The organism is Amycolatopsis sp. NBC_00348 (assembly GCF_036114655.1).
Taxonomy (GTDB): Bacteria; Actinomycetota; Actinomycetes; order Mycobacteriales; family Pseudonocardiaceae; genus Amycolatopsis.
Genome location: NZ_CP107994.1, coordinates 2,594,250 through 2,615,974 on the forward strand (window position 1 = coordinate 2,594,250; position 21,725 = coordinate 2,615,974).

At 72.9% G+C, this 21,725-nt stretch carries 5 protein-coding genes; 2 read left to right on the forward strand and 3 right to left on the reverse strand.

Annotated features, from left to right (window positions below; translation table 11 throughout):
* Window positions 1–93: 93 nt before the first annotated feature.
* The 3 genes from OHS58_RS11710 to OHS58_RS11720 are packed head-to-tail and all read right to left on the reverse strand — an operon-like array spanning window position 94 to window position 2,998.
* A complete protein-coding gene (locus tag OHS58_RS11710; protein ID WP_326953134.1) occupies window positions 94–906 on the reverse strand; it encodes an ABC transporter ATP-binding protein in 813 nt (270 codons plus the stop codon).
* A gap of 3 nt (window positions 907–909) precedes the next feature.
* Complete coding sequence (locus tag OHS58_RS11715; RefSeq protein ID WP_326953135.1) at window positions 910–1,959, reverse strand: FecCD family ABC transporter permease; 1,050 nt, start codon at window positions 1,957–1,959, stop codon at window positions 910–912.
* Window position 1,960: 1 nt separating this feature from the next.
* Entirely contained in the window at window positions 1,961–2,998 is a 1,038-nt protein-coding gene (locus OHS58_RS11720) for a FecCD family ABC transporter permease (protein ID WP_326953136.1), read from the reverse strand.
* 136 nt (window positions 2,999–3,134) lie between these two features.
* On the opposite strand from OHS58_RS11720, the gene OHS58_RS11725 reads away from it, so the two are divergent.
* Window positions 3,135–21,290, forward strand: coding sequence for a non-ribosomal peptide synthase/polyketide synthase (locus tag OHS58_RS11725; protein WP_442875529.1), 18,156 nt, complete (start codon window positions 3,135–3,137; stop codon window positions 21,288–21,290).
* Window positions 21,290–21,700 (forward strand): aspartate 1-decarboxylase, encoded by a 411-nt coding sequence (gene panD, locus OHS58_RS11730; RefSeq protein WP_326949814.1) that lies wholly within the window; start codon window positions 21,290–21,292, stop codon window positions 21,698–21,700. The genes OHS58_RS11725 and panD overlap by 1 nt, the downstream gene beginning before the upstream one ends.
* The last annotated feature ends 25 nt before the right edge of the window (window positions 21,701–21,725 follow it).

A 21,725-nucleotide genomic window follows, 5' to 3' on the forward strand; every position in this document is an offset into this window, starting at 1 on the left:
CGCCGGCCGCCGTCCTGTCACCCGGGAATCCCCGAAAGCCGTGAAGGCCTCCTTCCCGGCCATAAGAGCCGGGAAGGAGGCCTTCACGGCTTTTCAGGAGAGCGGTGCCGGGTGGTGACGGCTGATCGGGATCACCATCGGCGTGCCGCTGATCGGGTCCGGGGTCACCTGGCAGCGGACGTCGAAGACCTCCTCGACCAGCTCCTCGGTGATCACCTCGACGGGCTTGCCCGCCGCCACGATCCGGCCGGCCTTCATGGCGATGACGTGGTCGGCGTAGCGGCACGCCTGGGGGAGGTCGTGCAGCACCATCACGACCGTGCGGCCCTCGTCGCGGTTGAGGTCGACGACCAGGTCGAGCACGTCGATCTGGTGCGCCAGGTCGAGGTAGGTCGTCGGCTCGTCCAGCAGCAGCACCGGCGTGCCCTGCGCGACGGCCATCGCGATCCACGCGCGCTGGCGCTGCCCGCCGGACAGCTCGTCGACCGGCCGGTCGGCCAGGTCGGTCAGCTCGGTGGCCGCCAGAGCGGCCCGCACCGCGCCTTCGTCCGAAGTGGACCACTGGCGCCACCAGCTCTGGTGCGGGGCGCGGCCGCGGCCGACGAGGTCGGCCACCGTCATGCCCTCCGGCGCCACCGGCGACTGCGGGAGGATGCCGAGGCGCTGGGCGACCTCGCGGGTCGGCAGGTCGTGGATCGACCGGCCGTCGAGGTACACCCCGCCCGCTTTCGGCGTCAGCAGCCGGGCCAGGGTGCGCAGCAGCGTCGACTTCCCGCAGGCGTTGGCGCCGATGATCGCCGTGATCTCACCCGGCGGGATGTCGAGGTCGAGGCCGTCGATGACCACCCGGTCGTCGTAGGCGACCCGGAGCTGCTCCACCCGCAGCGAGGGGGCGTCGGATGTCATGTGTCAGCCTCCGGAACCGGATCGGTTGGCCCTGGCCAGCAGCCAGAGCAGGAGCGGGGCGCCGAGGATGCCGGTGACGATGCCGACCGGCAGCGCAGACGCGGTGATCTCGCGCGCGATGATGTCGCTGCCCAGCACCACGACCGCGCCGGTGAGCGCGGACGCCGTGATCGGCGGCGACGAGAGCCGCGCGAGCCGTTGCGCGATCTGCGGTGCCGTCAGGGCGACGAACGAGATCGGGCCCGCGGACGCCGTCGCGAACGCGACCAGGCCGGCGCCGGAGAGCAGCAGGCCCAGCCGCACCGGCTGCACCGGTGTGCCGAGCCCGGCCGCGACCTCGTCGCCGAGCAGCAGCGTGCTCATCCACCGCGACAGCGCCAGCACCACCGGCAGCAGCACGCACAGCGCGCCCAGCAACGGGATGACGTGCTCCCAGCCGCGGTTGGCGAGGTTGCCGACCATCCAGCCGATCGCCGCCTGCGCCTCGGTGATCTGCGCGCGGCTGAGCAGGTAGTCGGTCAGGCTGGTGCACATCGCGAAGATTCCGATGCCCACCAGCAGGATCCGGTAGCCGGTGGTGCCGCGCCGCCAGGCGAGCGCGTACACCAGCACCGCCGTGAACAGCCCGCCGAACAGGCCCAGCGTCGTCGTGCCGAGCCCGCCGCCGAAGCCGAACGCGATCCCGGCGACGACGGCGGTGGCCGCGCCCGCGTTGATGCCGATCATGTCCGGGCTGGCCAGCGGGTTGCGCGTGATGGTCTGGAACACGGCGCCGGACGCGCCGAACGCGATCCCGGCCAGCAGCCCGGTGAGTGCCCGGGGCAGGCGCAGTTCCTGCACGATGTAGCCGTTTCCGCTGTCGCTGCCGCCGAAGAGGCCGGACAGGACGTCGGACACGCTCATCGGGACGTCGCCGATCGTCATGCCGACGCAGAACAGCACGAACGTCAGCACGGCGAGCACGAGGCAGACGATCAGCAGCCGCGGCCGGAACCGGCCCGACACCGGCGGTGTCGTGAGCCGGAAGGTGCGTCGCGCTTGGAGCAAGGCCATGTCAGGTCTCCACGAGCTTGCGCCGGCGAACCAGGTAGATGAAGAACGGCGCGCCGAGGAACGCGACGATCACGCCGGCCCGGATCTCGCTGGGCCGCGCCAGGATCCGGCCGAGGATGTCGGCGGCCAGCAGCAGGCACGGCGCGAGCACCGCGGTGTAGGGCAGCAGCCAGCGGTGGTCCGGGCCGATGACGAACCGCACCGCGTGCGGGACGATCAGGCCGAGGAAGACGATCGGCCCGGCGACGGCGACGGCCGCACCGGTCAGCAACGTGATCGCGAGCGCACCGCGCAGCCGCAGCGGGCCGAGCTTGCGGCCCAGCGCGATCGCGACGTCGTCGCCGAGGGCGAGGCTGTTCAGCGCCGGGCCGCTCGCGATCGCCAGCACCACGCCGATCACGAGGAACGGCAGGACCTGCAGCAGCGCGCTGCTGTCGACGCCGGCCAGCGAGCCCGCCGACCAGAAGCGGTAGCGGTTGAGCGCCACCGGGTCCGACAGCACCATCGCGCTGGTGAACGAGGCGAGCAACGCCGTGACGGCGGCGCCGGCGAGCGCGAGCTTGACCGGGCTCGACCCGGCACGGCCGCGGGTGCCGAGGAAGTAGACGACGGTCGTCGCGGCCAGCGCACCGGCGAAGGCGAACCAGATGTAGCCGTAGGCCGAGCTGACGCCGAGCACGGTGATCGAGAACACGATGGCGAACGCGGCCCCGGCGCTGACGCCGAGCAGGCCCGGGTCGGCCAGCGGGTTGCGGGTCAGCGCCTGCATCACGCAGCCCGCGAGCCCGAGACCGGCGCCCACCAGCACCGCGAGGAGCGTCCGCGGCATCCGGACACTGTGGATGATCACGGCGTCGGCGGAGCCGTCGTTGTGCCACAGCACCTGCCAGACGGCGCCGAACGAGATCTCCTTCGACCCCAGCCAGATGCTCAGCAGGCACAGCAGAACGAGGACCGCGAGGGCGGCGAGGAACCCGATCGCGCGGCCCGTGTGTGGCGGGCGTCGCGTGAGAGCGATACCTCCGGGGTCTGTTCGCACCGCACCTCCGACTGGTACCAATTTTAGGTAAGGCTAACCGATGGTACAGGAGTGCATCCTCACCCTCGGTTTGTTAGGTTCACCTAAGTTCGCGCCCCGTTCGGGGCGCCGCAAGCAGCGGGAGGCTGGTCTACCGGTGAGCAACGGTGACGCTGTGCAGCAGGTCGCGGACCTCGGGTTCTGGCGTGATCGCCTCGCGTCGGCGCCGAAGGAACTGCCGCTGCCGGTCGACCGGCCCTACCCCGCGGAGCCGGCGGCGCCGCGCGATCGGCTGACCCGGGAGCTGCCGCTGTCACTGGGTGAGGACGCGGACCTGCTCGTGCTGTCGGCCTTCGTCGTCCTGCTGCACCGGTACACCGGCACGGCCGACGTCGTGCTCGGCATCGGCTCACTGGTTCCGCTGCGCGTCGACCTGGCCGGCGCGCCCGGCTTCGACGACGTCGTCTCGCGCGTGCGGGCGGCTCGCGAGGAGGCCCTGGCGCACGAGGTGCCGTTCGACGACCTGGTCGGCGAGCTGCAGCCCGAACACGGCCGTGGCGGCTCGGTGCTGGTCAACGTCGGCTTCGCGGCCGAGACGACCTTGCCGCTCGACCTGGTGGTCGATCTCGGTGACGGCGTCCTCGAGGCGCGCTACCGCGGCGACGTCCTCGACGAGTCCACTGTGGACCGCATGCTCGGCCACCTCGAACACCTCCTCGTCGCCGCGCTGGAACGTCCACAGTGGCCGGTCGCGCGGCTCGACCTGGTGCCGGAGCCGGAACTGCGCCGGATGCTCGACGACTGGAACGCCACCGACCTCGACACGCCGCTGTCGACGCTGCCGGAGCTGTTCGCCGCCCGCGTCCGTGAGGCGCCAGGCTCCGTCGCGCTGGTCTTCGAGGACGTCGAGATCACCTACGCCGAGCTGGACGCGCGGGCGAACCGGCTCGCGCACGTCCTCATCGGCCGCGGCGCCGGGCCCGAGCGAGTGGTCGCGCTGGCCGTGCCGCGGTCGGTCGAGATGATCGTGGCGGAGCTGGCCGTCCTCAAGGCCGGCGCCGCCTACCTGCCGCTCGACCAGGACTACCCGGCCGAGCGGATCACGTTCATGGTCGCCGACGCCGGCCCGGTGTGCGTGGTGACCACGAGCGAACTGGCCGACCGCTTCGACGGCGACGTCCTCCTGCTCGACGAGACGTCCCTGGCCGACGCGCCGGCGACGGACCCGGGCGCGGCGATCGTCCCGGCCAACGCGGCCTACGTCATCTACACCTCGGGCTCGACCGGTCGTCCCAAGGGTGTTGTCGTGTCCCACGCGGGTGTCGCGAAGCTGGTCGCGACCCAGACCCAGCGGTTCGGGATCGGTCCGCGGAGCCGGGTGCTGCAGTTCGCGTCGCCGAGTTTCGACGTCGCATTCTGGGACCTCTGCCTCGGGCTGCTGTCGGGCGGACGGCTGGTGGTCGTCCCGGCCGAGCGGCGCGTCCCCGGCCCGGAGCTGGCCGACTACGCGAACGCGCACGGCGTCGACTTCATGATCCTGCCGCCCGCGCTGCTCGCCGAGTTCCCCGAAGACTGCGACCTCCCGCGCGACAGCGTCCTGCTCGCCGGCACCGAGCGCGTCTCACCCGAACTGGTCCGGCGGTGGGCGCCGGGCCGCCGGATGTTCAACGCCTACGGCCCGACCGAGGCCACGACCAACTCGACGCTCGGCCTCTGCGACCCGGAGATCACGCCGGGCTCGGCCGTCCCGATCGGCGTCCCGGACCCCGGCACCCGCGCGTACGTGCTCGACGCGTTCCTCGCGCCGGTCCCGATCGGCGTCGTGGGGGAGCTGTACCTCGCCGGCTCCGGCTTGGCGCGTGGCTACCTCGGCCGGGCCGCGCTGACGTCGGAACGGTTCGTGGCCGACCCGTTCGGCTCGGGTGGACGGCTCTACCGCACCGGTGACCTCGTGAAATGGCTCCCGGACGGCCGTCTCGTGTTCCTGGGCCGGGCCGACGACCAGGTCAAGATCCGCGGCTACCGCATCGAACTCGGCGAGATCGAGTCCGTGCTGGCCGAGCACCCGCGCGTCGGCCAGTCCGTCGTCGTCGCGCAGGACGGGCAGCTCGTCGCCTACGCCGTGCCGGTCCCGGACCGCGCGGCCGAGCAGGGCCACGTCGCCGAGTGGCACGACGTCCACGAAGAGATGCTCGCCGGCTCCACCGGCATCGAGGAGAACTTCGCCGGCTGGAACTCCAGCTACGACGGCTCCGACATCCCTCTCGGCGAGATGCGCGAGTGGCACGCGGCGACCATCGAGCGCATCCGCGCGCTGCGGCCGAAGCGGGTCCTCGAGATCGGCGTCGGCAGCGGGCTCATCCTCTCCCGGATCGCGCCGGACGCCGAAACCTACTGGGGCGTCGACCTTTCCGAGAGCGCCGTCGAGAACGTGCGGTGCGAGGTCGCCGCGATGCCGGAGCTGGCGGGCAAGGTTCACCTCGCCGCGCGGCCCGCGCACGACCTCGGCGAGCTGCCGGACGAGCCGTTCGACACGGTGATCGTCAACTCGGTCGCCCAGTACTTCCCGAGCGCGAACTACCTCGCCGACGTCGTCCGGACCGCTGCCGGGCGCCTCGCCCCGGGTGGCACGATCTTCCTCGGCGACATCCGCAACCTGCGCTCGCTGCGCGCGTTCCGCACCGCCGTCGAGCTGCGGCACGACCGCGGCGACGTCGCCGCCGTGGACCAGGCGATCGCCCGCGAAGGCGAACTCGTCCTCGATCCCGACTTCTTCCCGGCCCTCGCCCGCGGGCTCGACGGCTTCGAGGACGTCGACCTGTGGGTCAAGCGCGGCGGCGCGCACAACGAGCTGACGCGGCACCGCTACGACGTCGTCCTGCGCAAGGCGCCACGGCCGTCGCCGGCCGAGGAGCAGGTCATCGCGTTCGGCGATCTCGCCGCGGTGGCCGGGTTCCTGACCGCCGAGACGCCGGAGCGGCTGCGCGTCACCGGCGTGCCGGACGCGCGGCTGTCCGGCGAGCTGGCCGCCGTTCGCGCCCTCGACGAAGGCGACCCGGCGGCGGTGCGGGCCTTGGACGTGCGTGACGGCGTCGACCCGGAGGACCTGCACCGGCTCGCCGAGCGGGCCGGCTACCGCGTCGCGGTCACGCCCGCGTCGGCCGGCGAGCTGGAGGCCGTCTTCAGCCGGTCGGCACCGGATGTGGCCTACCGGCCGGTGCGGAGCACGGGGGCCCCGGCGTCGTACGCCAACAACCCGGCCGCCCGGCACGAGACCGGCGCACTGGTCGCGTCGCTGCGGTCGCACGTGCGGGACCGGCTGCCGCAGTACATGGTGCCCACGGCGTTCGTCGTGCTCGACAAGCTGCCGGTCTTGGCCTCCGGCAAGCTCGACCGCAAGGCCCTCCCGGCGCCGGAGCGGTTCACCGCCGGGCCGGGCCGCGCGCCGCGCAACCCCGTCGAGCAGCTGCTGTGCGAGCTGTTCGCCGACGTCCTCGGCGTGCCGCGGGTCGGCCCGGACGACGACTTCTTCGCCCTCGGCGGGCATTCCTTGATGGCCACGCGGCTGATCCAGCGGATCCGCGCGGCCGTCGGCGCCGACATCCCGGTGCGCGCGGTCTTCGACGCGCCGACCGTGGCCGCCCTCGCGGACCTCCTGGCCGGTGCCGCGTCGGGCACCGAACGGCGTCCGCTCGAACGCTTCGAGGAACGGCCGGAGCGGCTCCCGCTGTCGTTCGCGCAGCAACGGCTGTGGTTCCTGCACGGTCTCGAAGGCGGGTCGGCGACCTACAACGTCCCGCTCGTCATGCGGCTGTCCGGTGAGCTGGACGTCGAGGCGCTGCGGACCGCGTTGCACGACGTCCTCGGCCGCCACGAAGCACTGCGGACGGTGTTCCCCGTCGCGGACGGCGTGGCCTACCAGCACGTTCTGCCCGACGGCGAGGTCGACCTGGTAGTGCGGACGATCGCCGAGTCCGCGGTGGACTCCACTGTGGACGCTCTCGTGCGCGAGGTCTTCGACCTCGGCGCCGGGGTGCCGGTCCGCGCCGAGCTGCTGACGATCGACCCGCGCCGGCACGTCCTCGTGCTCGTCGTGCACCACATCGCCGCCGACGGCTGGTCGCTGTCGCCGCTGTGGCGCGACATCGCCACGGCGTACGGCGCCCGCCGGCAGGGCGAAGATCCACAGTGGACGCCGTTGCCGGTGCAGTACGCCGACTACACCCTCTGGCAACGCGAACTCCTCGCCACCGAAGAGACCGCCCAGCTCGACTACTGGCGCGCGACCCTGCGCGACCTGCCCGAGCGGATCAGCCTCCCGCTCGACCGGCCGCACCCGGCGGTGTCCGCCTACCGCGGCGGGTTCTTCACCTTCGCCTGGGACGCCGGCCTCCAGGCCGGGCTCGGCGACCTCGCGCGGGCGTGCGGCGCCAGCCCGTTCATGGTCGTCCACGCGGGCCTGACCGCGCTGCTGTCGCGGCTCGGCGGCGGCACCGACATCCCGATCGGCACGCCCATCGCCGGCCGGTCCGACCAGGCCCTCGACGACCTCGTCGGCTTCTTCGTCAACACCCTCGTCCTGCGCGTCGACACCGGTGGCGACCCGACGTTCCGCGACCTCGTCGCACGCGTCCGGGAGCGCAGCCTCGACGCGTACGCCCACCAGGACGTCCCCTTCGAGCGGCTCGTCGAGGCGCTCAACCCGGCGCGGTCACTGGCGCACCACCCGCTGTTCCAGACCATGCTGGCCTGGCAGAACACCCCCGGCTCCGGCGTCGAGCTGCCCGGGCTGACGGTGACCGAGCAGCCTGTCGGCACCGGCACCGCGAAGTTCGACCTCTGGGTCTCACTCACGGAGCACGCCGACGGCATCACCGGCCAGGCCGAGTTCAACGCCGAGGTCTTCGACCGCTCCACTGTGGACGCGCTGCTCGCGCGCCTGGAAGTCCTGCTGCGCCAGGTGGTCTCGGCCCCGGACCGCCGGCTCGGTTCGCTGGACGTGCTCACCGAGGCGGAGCGCGACGGACTGGACGCCGTCTGGTCCGGCGCCGTCGAGGACGTCCCCGCGGTCACCGTGCCCGAGCTGTTCGCCGCGCAGGTCGCGCGGACGCCGGACCACCCGGCCCTGGTCTTCGAGAACGACCGGCTCACCTACGCCGAGCTGGACGCCGCGTCGAACCGCCTGGCCCAGGCCCTCGTCGCACGCGGCGCGGGACCCGAGAAGGTGGTCGCGCTCGCACTCCCGCGCTCGACGCACCTGGTCACGGCCATCCTCGCCGTGCTCAAGGCGGGCGCCGCCTACCTGCCGCTCGACCCCGGCTACCCGGCCGAGCGGATCGCCTTCATGCTCGAAGACGCCCAGCCGACCCTGGTGCTGGCCACGACGGAGACCGCTGTCCCCGGCGCGCTGCTCTTGGACGAGCCCGTGACGGCGGCCGGGTTCCCGGCCAAGGCCCCGGACGTCGCGCTCCGGCCGGAGAACCCGGCCTACGTCATCTACACCTCCGGCTCGACGGGCCGGCCCAAGGGCGTCGTCGTGCCGCACGCGGGCATCGTCAACCGACTGCTGTGGATGCAGCACGAATACGGCCTGACCGGCGACGACCGGGTGCTGCAGAAGACGCCGTCCAGCTTCGACGTCTCGGTCTGGGAGTTCCTCTGGCCGCTGCTCACCGGCGCCACCGAGGTCGTGGCCCGGCCCGACGGCCACAAGGACCCGGCCTATCTCGCGCGGCTGATCCGCGAACACGAGGTCACGACCGTCCACTTCGTCCCGTCGATGCTCCAGGTCTTCCTGCAGGAGCCGGCCGCGGCGGAGTGCACGAGCCTGCGGCGGGTCCTGTGCAGTGGTGAGGCGCTGCCGCCCGAGGCCGTCGCGCGGTTCGGGCAGGTCCTGGCCGCCGAGCTGCACAACCTCTACGGCCCCACCGAAGCCTCGGTCGACGTCACGTCCTGGCGCACCTCGCCCGACGAGACGACCGTCCCGATCGGACGTCCGGTGTGGAACACCCGCACGTACGTCCTCGACGTGGCACTGCGGCCGGTCCCTCCGGGCACGCCCGGTGAGCTGTACCTCGCCGGGGTCCAGCTCGCCCGCGGCTACCTGGGACGTCCCGGGTTGAGCGCGGAGCGGTTCGTCGCCTCGCCGTTCGAGCCGGGGGAGCGGATGTACCGCACCGGTGACGTCGCCCGGTTCCGCGCCGACGGCGTGTGCGAGTTCCTCGGCCGCGGCGACGAGCAGATCAAGATCCGCGGCTTCCGCGTCGAGCCCGGTGAGATCGCCGCGACGCTCGCCGCGCACGACGACGTCGCCCACGCCGTCGTCGTCGCCCGGGAGGACCGGCCGGGCGACGTCCGGCTGGTCGGGTACGTCGTGCCCGCCGAAACCCCCGCGTCGGCCACGGACGAGACCGAGCAGGTCGGCGAGTGGCGCGAGCTGTACGACTCGATGTACTCCGGTGCCACCGACGAGTTCGAAGGCTGGAACTCCAGCTACACCGGCGAGCCGATTCCGCGCGACGAGATGCGGGAGTGGCGCGACGCCATCGTCTCGCGGATCCGCGAGACGCGGCCGCGGCGCGTGCTGGAACTCGGCGTCGGCACCGGCCTGCTGCTGACCGAGCTGGCCCCGCACTGCGAGTCGTACTGGGGCACGGACTTCTCGGCCGAGGTCATCGCGTCCCTCGGCGACCGGGTCGCGGCCGACCCCGCGCTCGCGGACTACGTCGAGCTGCGCACCGGCGACGCCGCCGACGTCTCCGGCCTGCCGACCGGGTACTTCGACACGATCGTGCTCAACTCCGTCGTCCAGTACTTCCCCAGCGGGACGTACTTGGTCGATGTGCTGCGGAAGGCGCTCGGTCTCCTCGCGCCGGGCGGGACCGTGTTCGTCGGCGACGTCCGCGACCTGCGTCAGGTCCGCGCGTTCCACACCGAGGTCGCCCGGCAGCGCGGGGGAGACGTCGAGCAGGCGCTGTTGCGGGAGAAGGAACTCCTGGTCGCTCCGGAGTTCTTCGCCGGGCTTGAGGGCGTCACCGCGGACATCCGCGTCAAGCGCGGGCGTGGGGTCAACGAACTCACCCAGTTCCGCTACGACGTCGTGCTCCACACGTCGCCCGTCGAAGCGCCGACGGTTGAAGTCCTGACCTGGGGCAACGAAGTGTCCTCGGTGGACGACGTCGTGCTCGACGGTGGTGTCCGGATCAACGGCGTGCCGAACGGGCGCACCACCGACGGCGTCAACCCGCAGGACTGGTACGACCTGGGTGACGCCCACGGCTACACCACGGCCGTCACCTGGTCGGCCGAAGGCGACGGCTCGGTCGACGTCGTGTTCACGACCGGCTCGGTCGCCGGTGCCTTCCGGCCCGGATCGGAGCCGCTGCTGGCCTACACCGGCAACCCCGGCCGCTTCCGCCGGATCAGCACCCTGTCCGCCGACCTCCGCGCGCTGGCCGCCGAGAGCCTGCCCGAGCACATGGTTCCGTCGGCGATCGTCGTGCTCGACGCGCTCCCGGTGACGGCCAACGGCAAGCTCGACCGCCGCGCCCTGCCTTCGCCCGACCCTGTGGCGCCGACGTCCGATCGCGAGCCGCGCACGCCCGTCGAGCGGCAGCTGTGTGAGCTGTTCGCCGACGTCCTCGGCCTGCCGCGGGTCGGCCCGGACGACAGCTTCTTCGCCCTCGGCGGCCACTCGCTGCTGGCCACCCGGCTCATCGCCCGCATCCGCACGACCCTGAACGCCGAACTGGAAGTCCGGTCGGTGTTCGAGACGCCGACCGCCGCGGGCCTGGCCGAGCTGATCTCCGCCGGCAGCGGACCCGCCCGGCCACCGCTGGTCCCGGTGGAGCGCCCGGCGCTGGTGCCGCTGTCGGGCGCCCAGCAGCGGCTGTGGTTCCTGTACCACCTCGAAGGCCCGTCGGCCACCTACAACGTGCCGCTGATCATGCGCCTCGACGGCGACCTGGACGTCGACGCTCTGCGAGCCGCACTGTCCGATGTGGTCGAGCGCCACGAGGCGCTGCGGACCCGGTTCCCGCAGCACGACGGCGTGCCGTACCAGGACATCCTCCCGCCGTCCGCGGTCGACCTGCCGGTCCGTGAGGTGACCGACCTCGACAGCGCCCTGACCGGTCTCGTCCGGGGCTCGTTCGACCTCGAACAGCACGCGCCGATGCGCGCGGAACTGCTGCGACTCGACGACGGCGAGCACGTGCTGGCCCTCGTGTTCCACCACATCGCCTCCGACGGCTGGTCGATGGCGCCCCTGTGGCGTGACCTCGCGACGGCCTACACCGCCCGCCGCGCCGGCGAGCGTCCCGGGTGGACGCCGTTGCCGGTGCAGTACGCGGACTACACGCTGTGGCAGCAGAACCTGCTCGGCCGCGAGGACGACCCGGACAGCGTCCTGTCCGCCCAGCTCGACTACTGGCGCGACACCCTCGACGGCCTGCCCGACCGGATCGAGCTGCCCCTCGACCGGCCGCACCCGTCCACCGCGACCTTCCGTGGCGAACTGCACACCTTCACCTGGGACGCCGACCTCCACAGCGGACTGTCCACTGTGGCCCGCGAGTGCGGCGCCAGTGTGTTCATGGTCGTGCACGCGGCCCTCGCCGCGCTGCTGACGCGGCTGGGCGCGGGCCCGGACGTCCCGATCGGCTCACCCATCGCCGGGCGCACCGACCAGGCCCTCGACGACCTCGTCGGGTTCTTCGTCAACACTCTGGTGCTGCGCGTCGACACCGCGGGCGAGCCGTCGTTCCGCGACCTGGTCGGCCGCGTCCGCGAGCGCAACCTCGACGCGTACGCCCACCAGGACGTCCCGTTCGAGCGCCTGGTCGAGCTCCTCAACCCGGCGCGGTCGCTGTCGTACCACCCGCTGTTCCAGGTGATGATCGCCGGGCAGAACAACACGCGCGCCGAGGTCACCCTGCCCGGTCTGACCGTCACCGAGATCCCGGTGACCACCGGGACGTCGAAGTTCGACCTCTCGATTTCGCTCACCGAGCGGGACGCCGGAATCGACGGCGTCCTGGAGTTCAACGCGGACGTCTTCGACCACCCGGGTGCCGACGCCATCCTGCGCCGTCTCGAGGTCCTGCTGCGCGCGGCCCTGGCCGAGCCCGACCGCGCGGTCGGCGCCCTGGACCTCCTCGAAGGCGACGAGCGCGACCTGGTGCTGACCCAGTGGGCGGGCAGCCTCGAACCCGCGGGCACGGAGACGTTCCCCGGGATGTTCGCTCGCCGTGTCGCCGAGGCTCCGGATGCCGTCGCCCTCGTCTTCGAGGACGTCGAGCTGACCTACGCCGAACTCGACGCGCGAGCCAACCAGCTCGCTCACCTGCTGGTCGAGCGCGGGGCCGGGCTCGAGAAGGTTGTCGCGCTGGCCGTGCCGCGGTCGGTCGAGATGATCGTCGCGGAGCTGGCCGTGCTCAAGGCGGGTGCCGCCTACCTGCCGGTCGACGTCGACTACCCGGGCGACCGGATCGCGTTCATGGTCTCCGACGCCAAGCCGGTGTGCGTGGTGACCACGCGGGAGATCGACGGCAAGCTGCCCGCCGACGTGCCGCGCGTCTTCCAGGACGACCCGGCGCTCACTTCGATGTCCACTGTGGACCCGGCCGTGGCGGTGATACCCGAGAACGCGGCGTACGTGATCTACACGTCCGGCTCGTCCGGCCGCCCCAAGGGTGTTGTGCTGCAGCACTCCGGCGTCGCGAAGCTCGTCGCGACGCAGGTCGAGCGGTTCGGGATCGGCCCGCACAGCCGGGTGCTGCAGTTCGCGTCGCCGAGCTTCGACGTCGCGTTCTGGGACCTCTGTCTCGGCCTGCTCTCCGGCGGCCGCCTGATCGTCGTCCCGGCCGAGCGCCGGGTCGCCGGGCCCGCGCTGACCGAGTACGCGCACGAGCACGGCGCGGACTTCATGATCCTCCCGCCCGCGCTGCTCGACGCGATGCCGGCGGACTGCGAGCTGCCACGTGACAGCGTCCTGCTCGCGGGCACCGAGCGCGTGTCGCCGGAGCTGATCCGGCGCTGGGCGCCGGGCCGGCGGATGTTCAACGCCTACGGCCCGACCGAGGCGACCACGAACTCGACGCTCGGCGAGAGCGACCCGGTCGAACTCGCCGACGCGACCGTCGTGCCCATCGGCACCCCTGACCCGGGGACGCGGGCGTACGTCCTCGACGCCGGACTGCGGCCGGTCCCGCCGGGCGTGGTGGGGGAGCTGTACCTCGCCGGCTCCGGCCTGGCCCGCGGGTACCTGGGCCGCGCCGGGCTGACGTCGGAGCGGTTCGTCGCGGACCCGTTCGGTTCGGGCGGACGGCTTTACCGCACCGGTGACCTGGTGAAATGGCTGCCGGACGGGCGTCTCGTCTTCCTGGGGCGCGCCGACGACCAGGTCAAGATCCGCGGCTACCGCATCGAACCGGGTGAGATCGAAGCCGTCATCACCGAGCACCCGGCCGTCGCGCAGTCCGTCGTGCTGGCCCAGGACGGGCGGCTCATCGCCTACGCCGTCCCGGCCGCGAGCCGCGACGAAGAAGCCGAGCTGGACCACGTCGGCGAGTGGCGCGAACTGCACGAGAACGTCTTCGACGACGCCGCGTCCGGCGGCCTGGAGGAGAACTTCACCGGGTGGAACTCCAGTTACGACGGCTCGGAGATCCCCCTCGGCGAGATGCGCGAGTGGCACGCGGCGACGATCGAGCGCATCCAGGCGCTGCGGCCGAAGCGCGTGCTCGAAATCGGCGTCGGCAGTGGGCTCATTCTCTCCCGGATCGCGCCGGACGCCGAGGCGTACTGGGGCGTCGACCTGTCCGAGAAGGCGATCGCCAACCTGCGCCGCGAGCTGGCCGGACGGCCCGACCTGGCGGGCAAGGTGCACGTCGCGGCCCGGCCCGCACACGACCTCGGCGAGCTGCCGGACGAGCCGTTCGACACCGTGATCGTCAACTCCGTCGCGCAGTACTTCCCGAGCGTCGACTACCTCGCCGAGGTCATCCGGACCGCCGCCGCGCGCGTCCGGCCCGGCGGGGTGCTCTTCCTCGGCGACATCCGGAACCTGCGCTCACTGCGGGCGTTCCGCACGGCGACCGAGCTGCGGCACGGCCGCCGGACCGTCGCCGCGGTCGACCAGGCCGTCGCCCGCGACGGCGAACTCGTCCTCGACCCCGACTTCTTCACCGCGGTGGCCCGCGAGCTGGACGGCTTCGACGACGTCGACCTGTGGTTCAAGCGCGGCCACGCGCACAACGAGCTGACCCGGCACCGCTACGACGTCGTCCTGCGGAAGGCGCCCAAGCCGGCCCCGGTCGACGAGCAGGTCGTCGCGTTCGAGTCCGTCACCGAGCTGGAGCGGCTGCTGGCCGAGGGGCCGGCCCGGCTGCGCGTCACCGGCGTGCCGAACGCGCGCCTGTCCGGTGAGCTGGCCGCCGTCGCCGCGCTGGCCGCGGGCGACGCGGACGCGGCGTTGTCCGCTTTGGACGGTGAGCCGTCCGGTGTGGACCCCGAGACGCTGCAGGAACTGGGCGCACGTCTGGGTTATCGGGTGTACCCGACGGTCACCGCGCAGGAGGGCGCGCTGGAGGTTGTGTTCACCACCGGCGACCCGGTGCGGATCCATCGCACCCGCCCGGTGCGAGCCGCGCTGGGCACCCTGGGCAATCACCCGGCGGGCCGGCGTGACACGAGTGCGCTGGTGGCGGCGCTGCGAGCGCACGTCCGCGACCGGCTGCCGCAGTACATGGTGCCCTCGGCGTTCGTCGTGCTGGACCGGCTGCCGCTGCTCGCCTCCGGCAAGCTCGACCGCCGCGGCCTGCCGAGCCCGGACAAGCAGGAAGCCACCGCCGGACGCGCCCCGCGGACCCCGGTCGAGGAAGTCCTGTGCGGCCTCTTCGCCGAGGTAGTCAACACTGTCGCCATCGGCGTCGACGACGACTTCTTCGCCCTCGGCGGCCACTCGCTGATGGCGACGCGGCTGGTCGCGCGGCTGCGCGCGGTGTTCGGCGTCGAGCTGCAGGTGCGGTCGGTGTTCGAGACGCCGACCGTGGCCGGGCTCGCCGCCCTGCTGTCCACACTGGACTCGTCGGTCGCCCGGCCCGCCCTCGTGCGCGCCGACCCGCGGCCCGACCTCTTGCCGCTGTCGTTCGCCCAGCAGCGGCTGTGGTTCCTGCACCGGCTGGAAGGTCCGTCGGCGACGTACAACATGCCGACCGCGGTCCGCCTCACCGGCGACCTCGACGTCACCGCCCTGCAGGCCGCGCTGTCCGACGTCGTCGAGCGGCACGAAGCCCTGCGGACCGTGTTCCCGGAGATCGACGGCGAAGCCCGCCAGCTGATCCTCGACGACGTCGAGATCCCGCTGCACACACGCGACGTCACCGAGGCGAACCTCGCCGACGCGGTGTCCGAAGTGGCCCGGACGGTGTTCGAGCTGGAGTCGGAAGTCCCGTTGCGCGCGGAGCTGCTGCGGCTGGGCGCCCGTGAACACGTCCTGGCGCTGGTCTTCCACCACATCGCCTCGGACGGCTGGTCGACCGCGCCGCTGTGGCGTGACCTCGCCACGGCTTACACCGCCCGCCGCGCCGGCGAACGTCCCGAGTGGACGCCATTGCCGGTGCAGTACGCGGACTACACGCTGTGGCAGCGCGACGTCCTCGGCGAGCAGGTCATCGAACCGCAGCTGGCCTACTGGCGCGAGACCCTCGCGGACCTGCCGGAACGCATCGAGCTGCCGACCGACCGGCCGCACCCGGCGGAAACGTCCTACCAGGGCGAACAGTTCTCTTTCGGCTGGGACGCCGACCTCCACAGCGGACTCGTCGACCTGGCCCGCGCGTGCGGCGCCAGCGTGTTCATGGTCGTGCACGCCGGCCTCACCGCCGTCCTGACGCGGCTCGGCGCGGGCACCGACGTCCCGATCGGCACGTCCATCGCCGGCCGCACCGACCAGGCCCTCGACGACCTCGTCGGGTTCTTCGTCAACACCCTGGTCCTGCGCGTCGGCACCGACGGCGACCCGTCGTTCCGCGACCTGGTCGCGCGGGTGCGCGACCGCAGCCTGGACGCGTACGCGCACCAGGACGTCCCGTTCGAACGCCTGGTGGAGGTGCTCAACCCGGTCCGCTCGCTGGCGTACGCGCCGCTCTTCCAGACGATGCTCGCCTGGCAGAACAACGCCGTCGCCGACCTCGGGCTGCCGGGCCTGACCGTGGAGGAGGAGCCGGTCCGCACCGGCACCGCCCGCGCCGACCTGACGCTCTTCGTCGGCGAGCGGCCCGGCAACCAGACCGGGATCCGCGGCACCGCCGAGTACAACAGCGACGTCTTCGATCGCTCCGGCGTCGAAGCGATCCTCGGGCGGCTGCGCGCGTTGCTGCGCGCGGCCGTCGCCGACCCGGACACCCGGATCGGCGCGATCGACCTGCTCACCGACGCCGAGCACGAGCAGCTCGGCCACGCCGAGATCGCCACGCCACTCCCGGCCGAGACGACGGCCGGGCTGTTCGCCGCCCAGGTGGCCCGCACCCCGGACGCCACGGCGCTGATCTTCGGCACGCAGCACCTGACCTACGCCGACCTGGACGCCCGGGCGACGGCGTTCGCCCGGGCGCTGCTCTCGCGGGGCGCCGGGCCGGAGCAGGTCGTGGCCGTCGCGCTCCCGCGGTCGGTGCAGCTGGTGACCGCGCTCCTGGCGGTCCTGAAGACCGGCGCCGCCTACCTCCCGCTGGACCTGAATCACCCGGCCGAGCGCGTCGAGCTGATGCTCACCGACGCGGCACCGCACCTGGTCGTCGCGCACGACGGGTTCGGCGACCGCCTGGTGCGGCCCGACGAGACCGCGGCGGAACCGGCCGCGTGGCCGGAGATCAGGCCGGACAACCCGGCGTACGTGATCTTCACGTCCGGCTCGACCGGACGGCCGAAGGCGGTCGCGGGCACCCAGCTGGCGCTGGCCAACCGGCTGCACTGGGGCCGGGACCTCGCCCCGGGCGTGCGCGTGGCCAAGAGCGCGCTGACGTTCATCGACGGCTCGACCGAGCTGCTCGGCGGGCTCGTCGCGGGTGACCCGGTGGTCCTCGCCGACGACGTCACGGCCACGGATCCGCACGCCCTCGCCGAGTTCGTGCGACGCAGCGGCGCCCAGATCCTGACCGTGGTGCCGAGCCTCCTCGACAGCTTCGTGGAGAACGTCTCCGACAGCGCGTTCGACTCGGTGACCACCTGGATCACCAGTGGCGAGCCACTTTCCGGTGCCCTCGCCGAGAAGGTGGCCCGGCGGTGGCCGTCGGCGAAGCTGGTCAACCTGTACGGCTGCTCGGAGGTCGCGGGCGACAGCCTGGCGCAGGTCTGCGGTCCGGTCGCCATCGGACGGCCCGTCGCGAACACCCGCGCCTACGTCCTCGACGCCGCGCTGCGGCCGGTGCCGCCGGGCGTGCGGGGCGAGCTGTACCTGGCTGGGGCCGGGCTGGCCCGCGGTTACCTCGGCCGCCCGGCCCTGACCGCGGAACGGTTCCTGGCGGATCCGTTCGGCGAACCGGGGGAGCGGATGTACCGCACCGGCGACCTGGTCCGGCGGCGTCCGGACGGCGCGCTGGAGTTCCTCGGCCGCGCCGATCAGCAGATCAAGATCCGCGGCTTCCGCGTCGAGCCGGGCGAGGTCGAAGCCGTGCTGACGGCCGACCCGTCGGTGGCCCGCGCGGTCGTGATCGCCCGCGAGAACCGCCTCGTGGCCTACGTCGTGGGCGACCGCCCCGACCCGGTGGCGCTGCGGACCCTGGTCGCCGCGCGGCTGCCGGAGTACCTCGTGCCGTCGGCGATCGTCGTGCTGCCGGAACTGCCGGTGAACGCCAACGGCAAGCTCGACCGCCGCGCCCTCCCGGCCCCGGAGGCCCGCACCACCGGCCGCGCCGCGCGGACTCCGGCCGAACAGGCGCTGTGCGAGCTGTTCGCCGACGTCCTCGGCGTCGGATCGGTCGGCCCGGACGACGGCTTCTTCACCCTCGGCGGCCACTCGCTGCTGGCGACGCGCCTGGTCAGCCGCATCCGCGCGCTGCTCGGCGTCGAAGTGCCGATCCGGGCGGTGTTCGACGCGCCGACCCCGGCCCGCCTCGCCGAGCTGCTCGATCCCGGCCGCAGCAGCCGTCCGGCGCTGGTGCCGGTGTCGCGGCCGGAGGTCCTGCCGCTGTCGTTCGCCCAGCAGCGCCTGTGGTTCCTCGATCGCCTGGACGGCCTGTCCGCGACCTACAACATCCCGTGGGCGTGGGAGCTGACCGGACCCGTCGACGCCCACGCGCTGCGGGCGGCCCTCGGCGACGTCGTGGCCCGCCACGAAATCCTCCGGACGGTCCTCGCCGAGGACCACGGCACGCCGCGGCAGATCGTGCTGGACGCCGGCGACGAACGCGCCCACCCGGTGCTGGTCACCGAGACGGTGGCCGACGCGGGCCTCGCGGACAGCGTCGCCGCGGCGGCGTCGTACTGCTTCACCCTCGACGCCGAGATCCCGGCGCGGGCCACGCTCGTCTCCGTCGGGCCGGAACGGCACGTGTTCGTGCTGCTGGTGCACCACATCGCGGGCGACGGCTGGTCGCTCCCGCCGCTGAAGCGCGACCTCGACACCGCCTACGCCGCCCGGCAGCGCGGTGAGCGTCCACAGTGGACGCCGTTGCCGGTGCAGTACGCCGACTACACGCTGTGGCAGCGAGAGATGTTCGGCCGTGCCGACGACCCGGACAGCCTGCTCGGCCGGCAAGCGGCGTTCTGGCGCGACACCCTCGCCGGCATCCCGGACGAGCTGGCCCTCCCGGCGGACCGGCCCCGCCCGGCGCGCTCGACCAACCGCGGCGCGGCGGTGCCGTTCACCGTGTCCGGCGAGGTGCACCGCGGCCTGCGCGACCTCGCCCACGGCAGCGACACCAGCACGTTCATGGTCCTGCAGGCGGCGCTGGCCGCGTTGCTGACCCGGCTCGGCGCGGGCACCGACATCCCGCTCGGCACCCCGGTGGCCGGCCGGATGGACCACGCCCTGGAGGACCTGGCCGGGTTCTTCGTCAACACGCTCGTGCTGCGCACGGACACCGAGGGCGACCCGACGTTCCGCGAACTGCTCGCCCGGATCCGCGAGGCCGACCTGGCCGCGTACGCCCACCAGGACCTGCCGTTCGAGCACCTCGTCGAGCTGCTCAACCCGGCCCGGTCCCTGGCCCGGCACCCGCTGTTCCAGGTCATGCTCGCGGTCTACCACTCGGGTTCCGAGCCGGAAAAGCTGCTCGGGCTCGACGCGGCCTACCGCGACACCGGGCTGCGGCAGGCGAAGTTCGACCTGTCCTTCGACCTGGTCGAAACGCCCGACGGCATCGAGGGTGACCTCGAGTTCAGCCTCGACCTGTTCGACGAGCCGACCGCCCGGACGCTCACCGAGCGCCTGGTGCGGCTGATGAGCGCCGTCGTCGCCGACCCGGACCGGCCGCTGAGCCGGATCGACGTCCTGGAACCGCTTGAGCGGCAACGGATCCTCGGTGAGTGGGGTACCGGCGCGCCGGTGACCACGGCGGCGCCGACGGTCGTCGACCGGCTGGCCGCGCAGGTGGCGGCGACCCCGGACGCGACGGCGCTGAGCGACGCGCACGAGAGCGTCACCTTCCGCGAGTTCGCCGCGCGGACCGACCGGCTGGCTCGCCGGCTGACAGCGCACGGTGCCGGGCCCGAGCAGGTGGTGGCCCTGGTGCTGCCCCGCTCGGCGGCGGTCGTCGAGGCGATCTTCGGCGTGTTCAAGTCGGGCGCGGCGTACCTGCCGGTGGACCCGGACCAGCCGGCGGACCGGATCGCGGCGGTCCTCGCCGACTCCGGTGCGGCGCTGGTCCTGACCAGCCGATCTCTCGGGTCTCGCATCCCGGGGGAGCGGGTGTTGTTCGTCGAGGACTTGCTTGAGGACATTGTGGACAGTGCCGCGGCGCTGGTCCCGCCGTCGCCGGCGAACCCGGCGTACGTGCTCTACACCTCCGGTTCGACGGGCAAGCCCAAGGGCGTCGTCATCCCGCACTCCGGCCTGGTGAACCTGTTCCACAGCCACCGCGAGACGCTCTACCGCCCGGCGGTCGCCGCAGCGGGTGGACGGGCGCTGCGGGTCGGGCACGCGTGGGCGTTCTTCTTCGACGCGTCCTGGCAGCCGCAGCTGTGGATGCTCGACGGCCACGAGGTGCACGTCGTCGACGACGACACCCGCCGCGACCCGGACCGGCTCGCCGCGGTGGTGCGCGAGCGCGGCCTCGACTTCCTCGAGCTGACGCCGTCGCACTTCGCGCAGCTGGCGGCGGCCGGGGTGGTCGAGGACGGTTCGTGCGCCCTGGGCGTCGTCGGCGTCGGTGGTGAGGCGGTTTCCCAGTCGCTGTGGGAAGAGCTGCGGTCGTTCCCGGGCACCGAGGCGTACAACCTCTACGGCCCGACGGAGGCCACCGTGGACGCCCTGGTCGGCCGGGTCGCGGACAGCGAGCGGCCGGTGGTCGGCCGTCCGGTGCACAACGCCCGGGCCTACGTCCTCGACGGCGGGCTCACCCCGGTCCCGGCCGGCGTGCCCGGCGAGCTGTACTTGGCCGGCGCGGGGCTCGCCCGCGGTTACCACGACCGGCCCGCGCTCACCGCGGACCGGTTCGTCGCGGACCCGTTCGGGCCGCCGGGGGAGCGGATGTACCGCACCGGCGACCTGGTGCGCTGGCGCCCGGACGGCCAGCTCGAGTACCTCGGCCGCACCGACGACCAGGTGAAGGTCCGCGGCTTCCGGATCGAGCCGGGCGAGATCGAGACGGCGCTGACCCGGCACGACGACGTCGGCCAGGCGCTCGTGATCGTCCGCGAGGACCGGCCGGGGGACAAGCGGCTGGTCGCGTACACGACACCGGCGTCCGCGGATCCGCGGCGGCTGCGGGAGTTCGTGGCCCGCACGCTGCCGGAGTACATGGTGCCCGCGGCGATCGTCCCGCTGGACACGTTCCCCGTGACGCGCAACGGGAAGCTCGACAAGACGGCCCTGCCGGTGCCGGAGCTGGAGGCCCGCGGCCGGGCCCCGGAAACGCCACTGGAGAAGACCCTCTGCGAGGTGTTCGCGGAGGTCCTGGACGTCGGCACGGTCGGTGCCGACGACGACCTGTTCGCCCTCGGCGGCCATTCGATGCTGCTGGTGGTCCTGCGCAACCGGATCACCGAACGGACCGGGACCGAGCTCCCGATCGCCGAGTTCTTCCGCACCCCCACCGCGGCCGGGCTGGCCGCGCTGCTGACCGAGACACAGACCGAGACGCGAGGAAACTGATGCACCGCACCCTGATGAACGCCAAGATCCACCGCGCCACGGTGACCCAGGCCGACCTGCACTACGTCGGCTCCCTGACCATCGACGCGGACCTGATGGCCGCCGCGGACATCGTCGAAGGCGAGCAGGTCCAGATCGTCGACATCACCAACGGCGCCCGCCTGGAGACCTACGCGATCACCGGCGAGCCCGGCACCGGCGTGATCGGGATCAACGGCGCGGCCGCGCACCTGGTGCACCCCGGCGACCTGGTCATCATCATCACCTACGCCCAGGTCCACGAGACCGAGCGCGCCGGGCACCGGCCGCGGGTGGTGCACGTCGACGCCGACAACCGCCAGGTCCACCTGGGACACGACCCCGCGGAGCCGGTTCCTGGCGCGGAAGCCCAGTTGTCCGGTCGGAAGTGACGCAGGTGGGCGTGGACACAGGTAG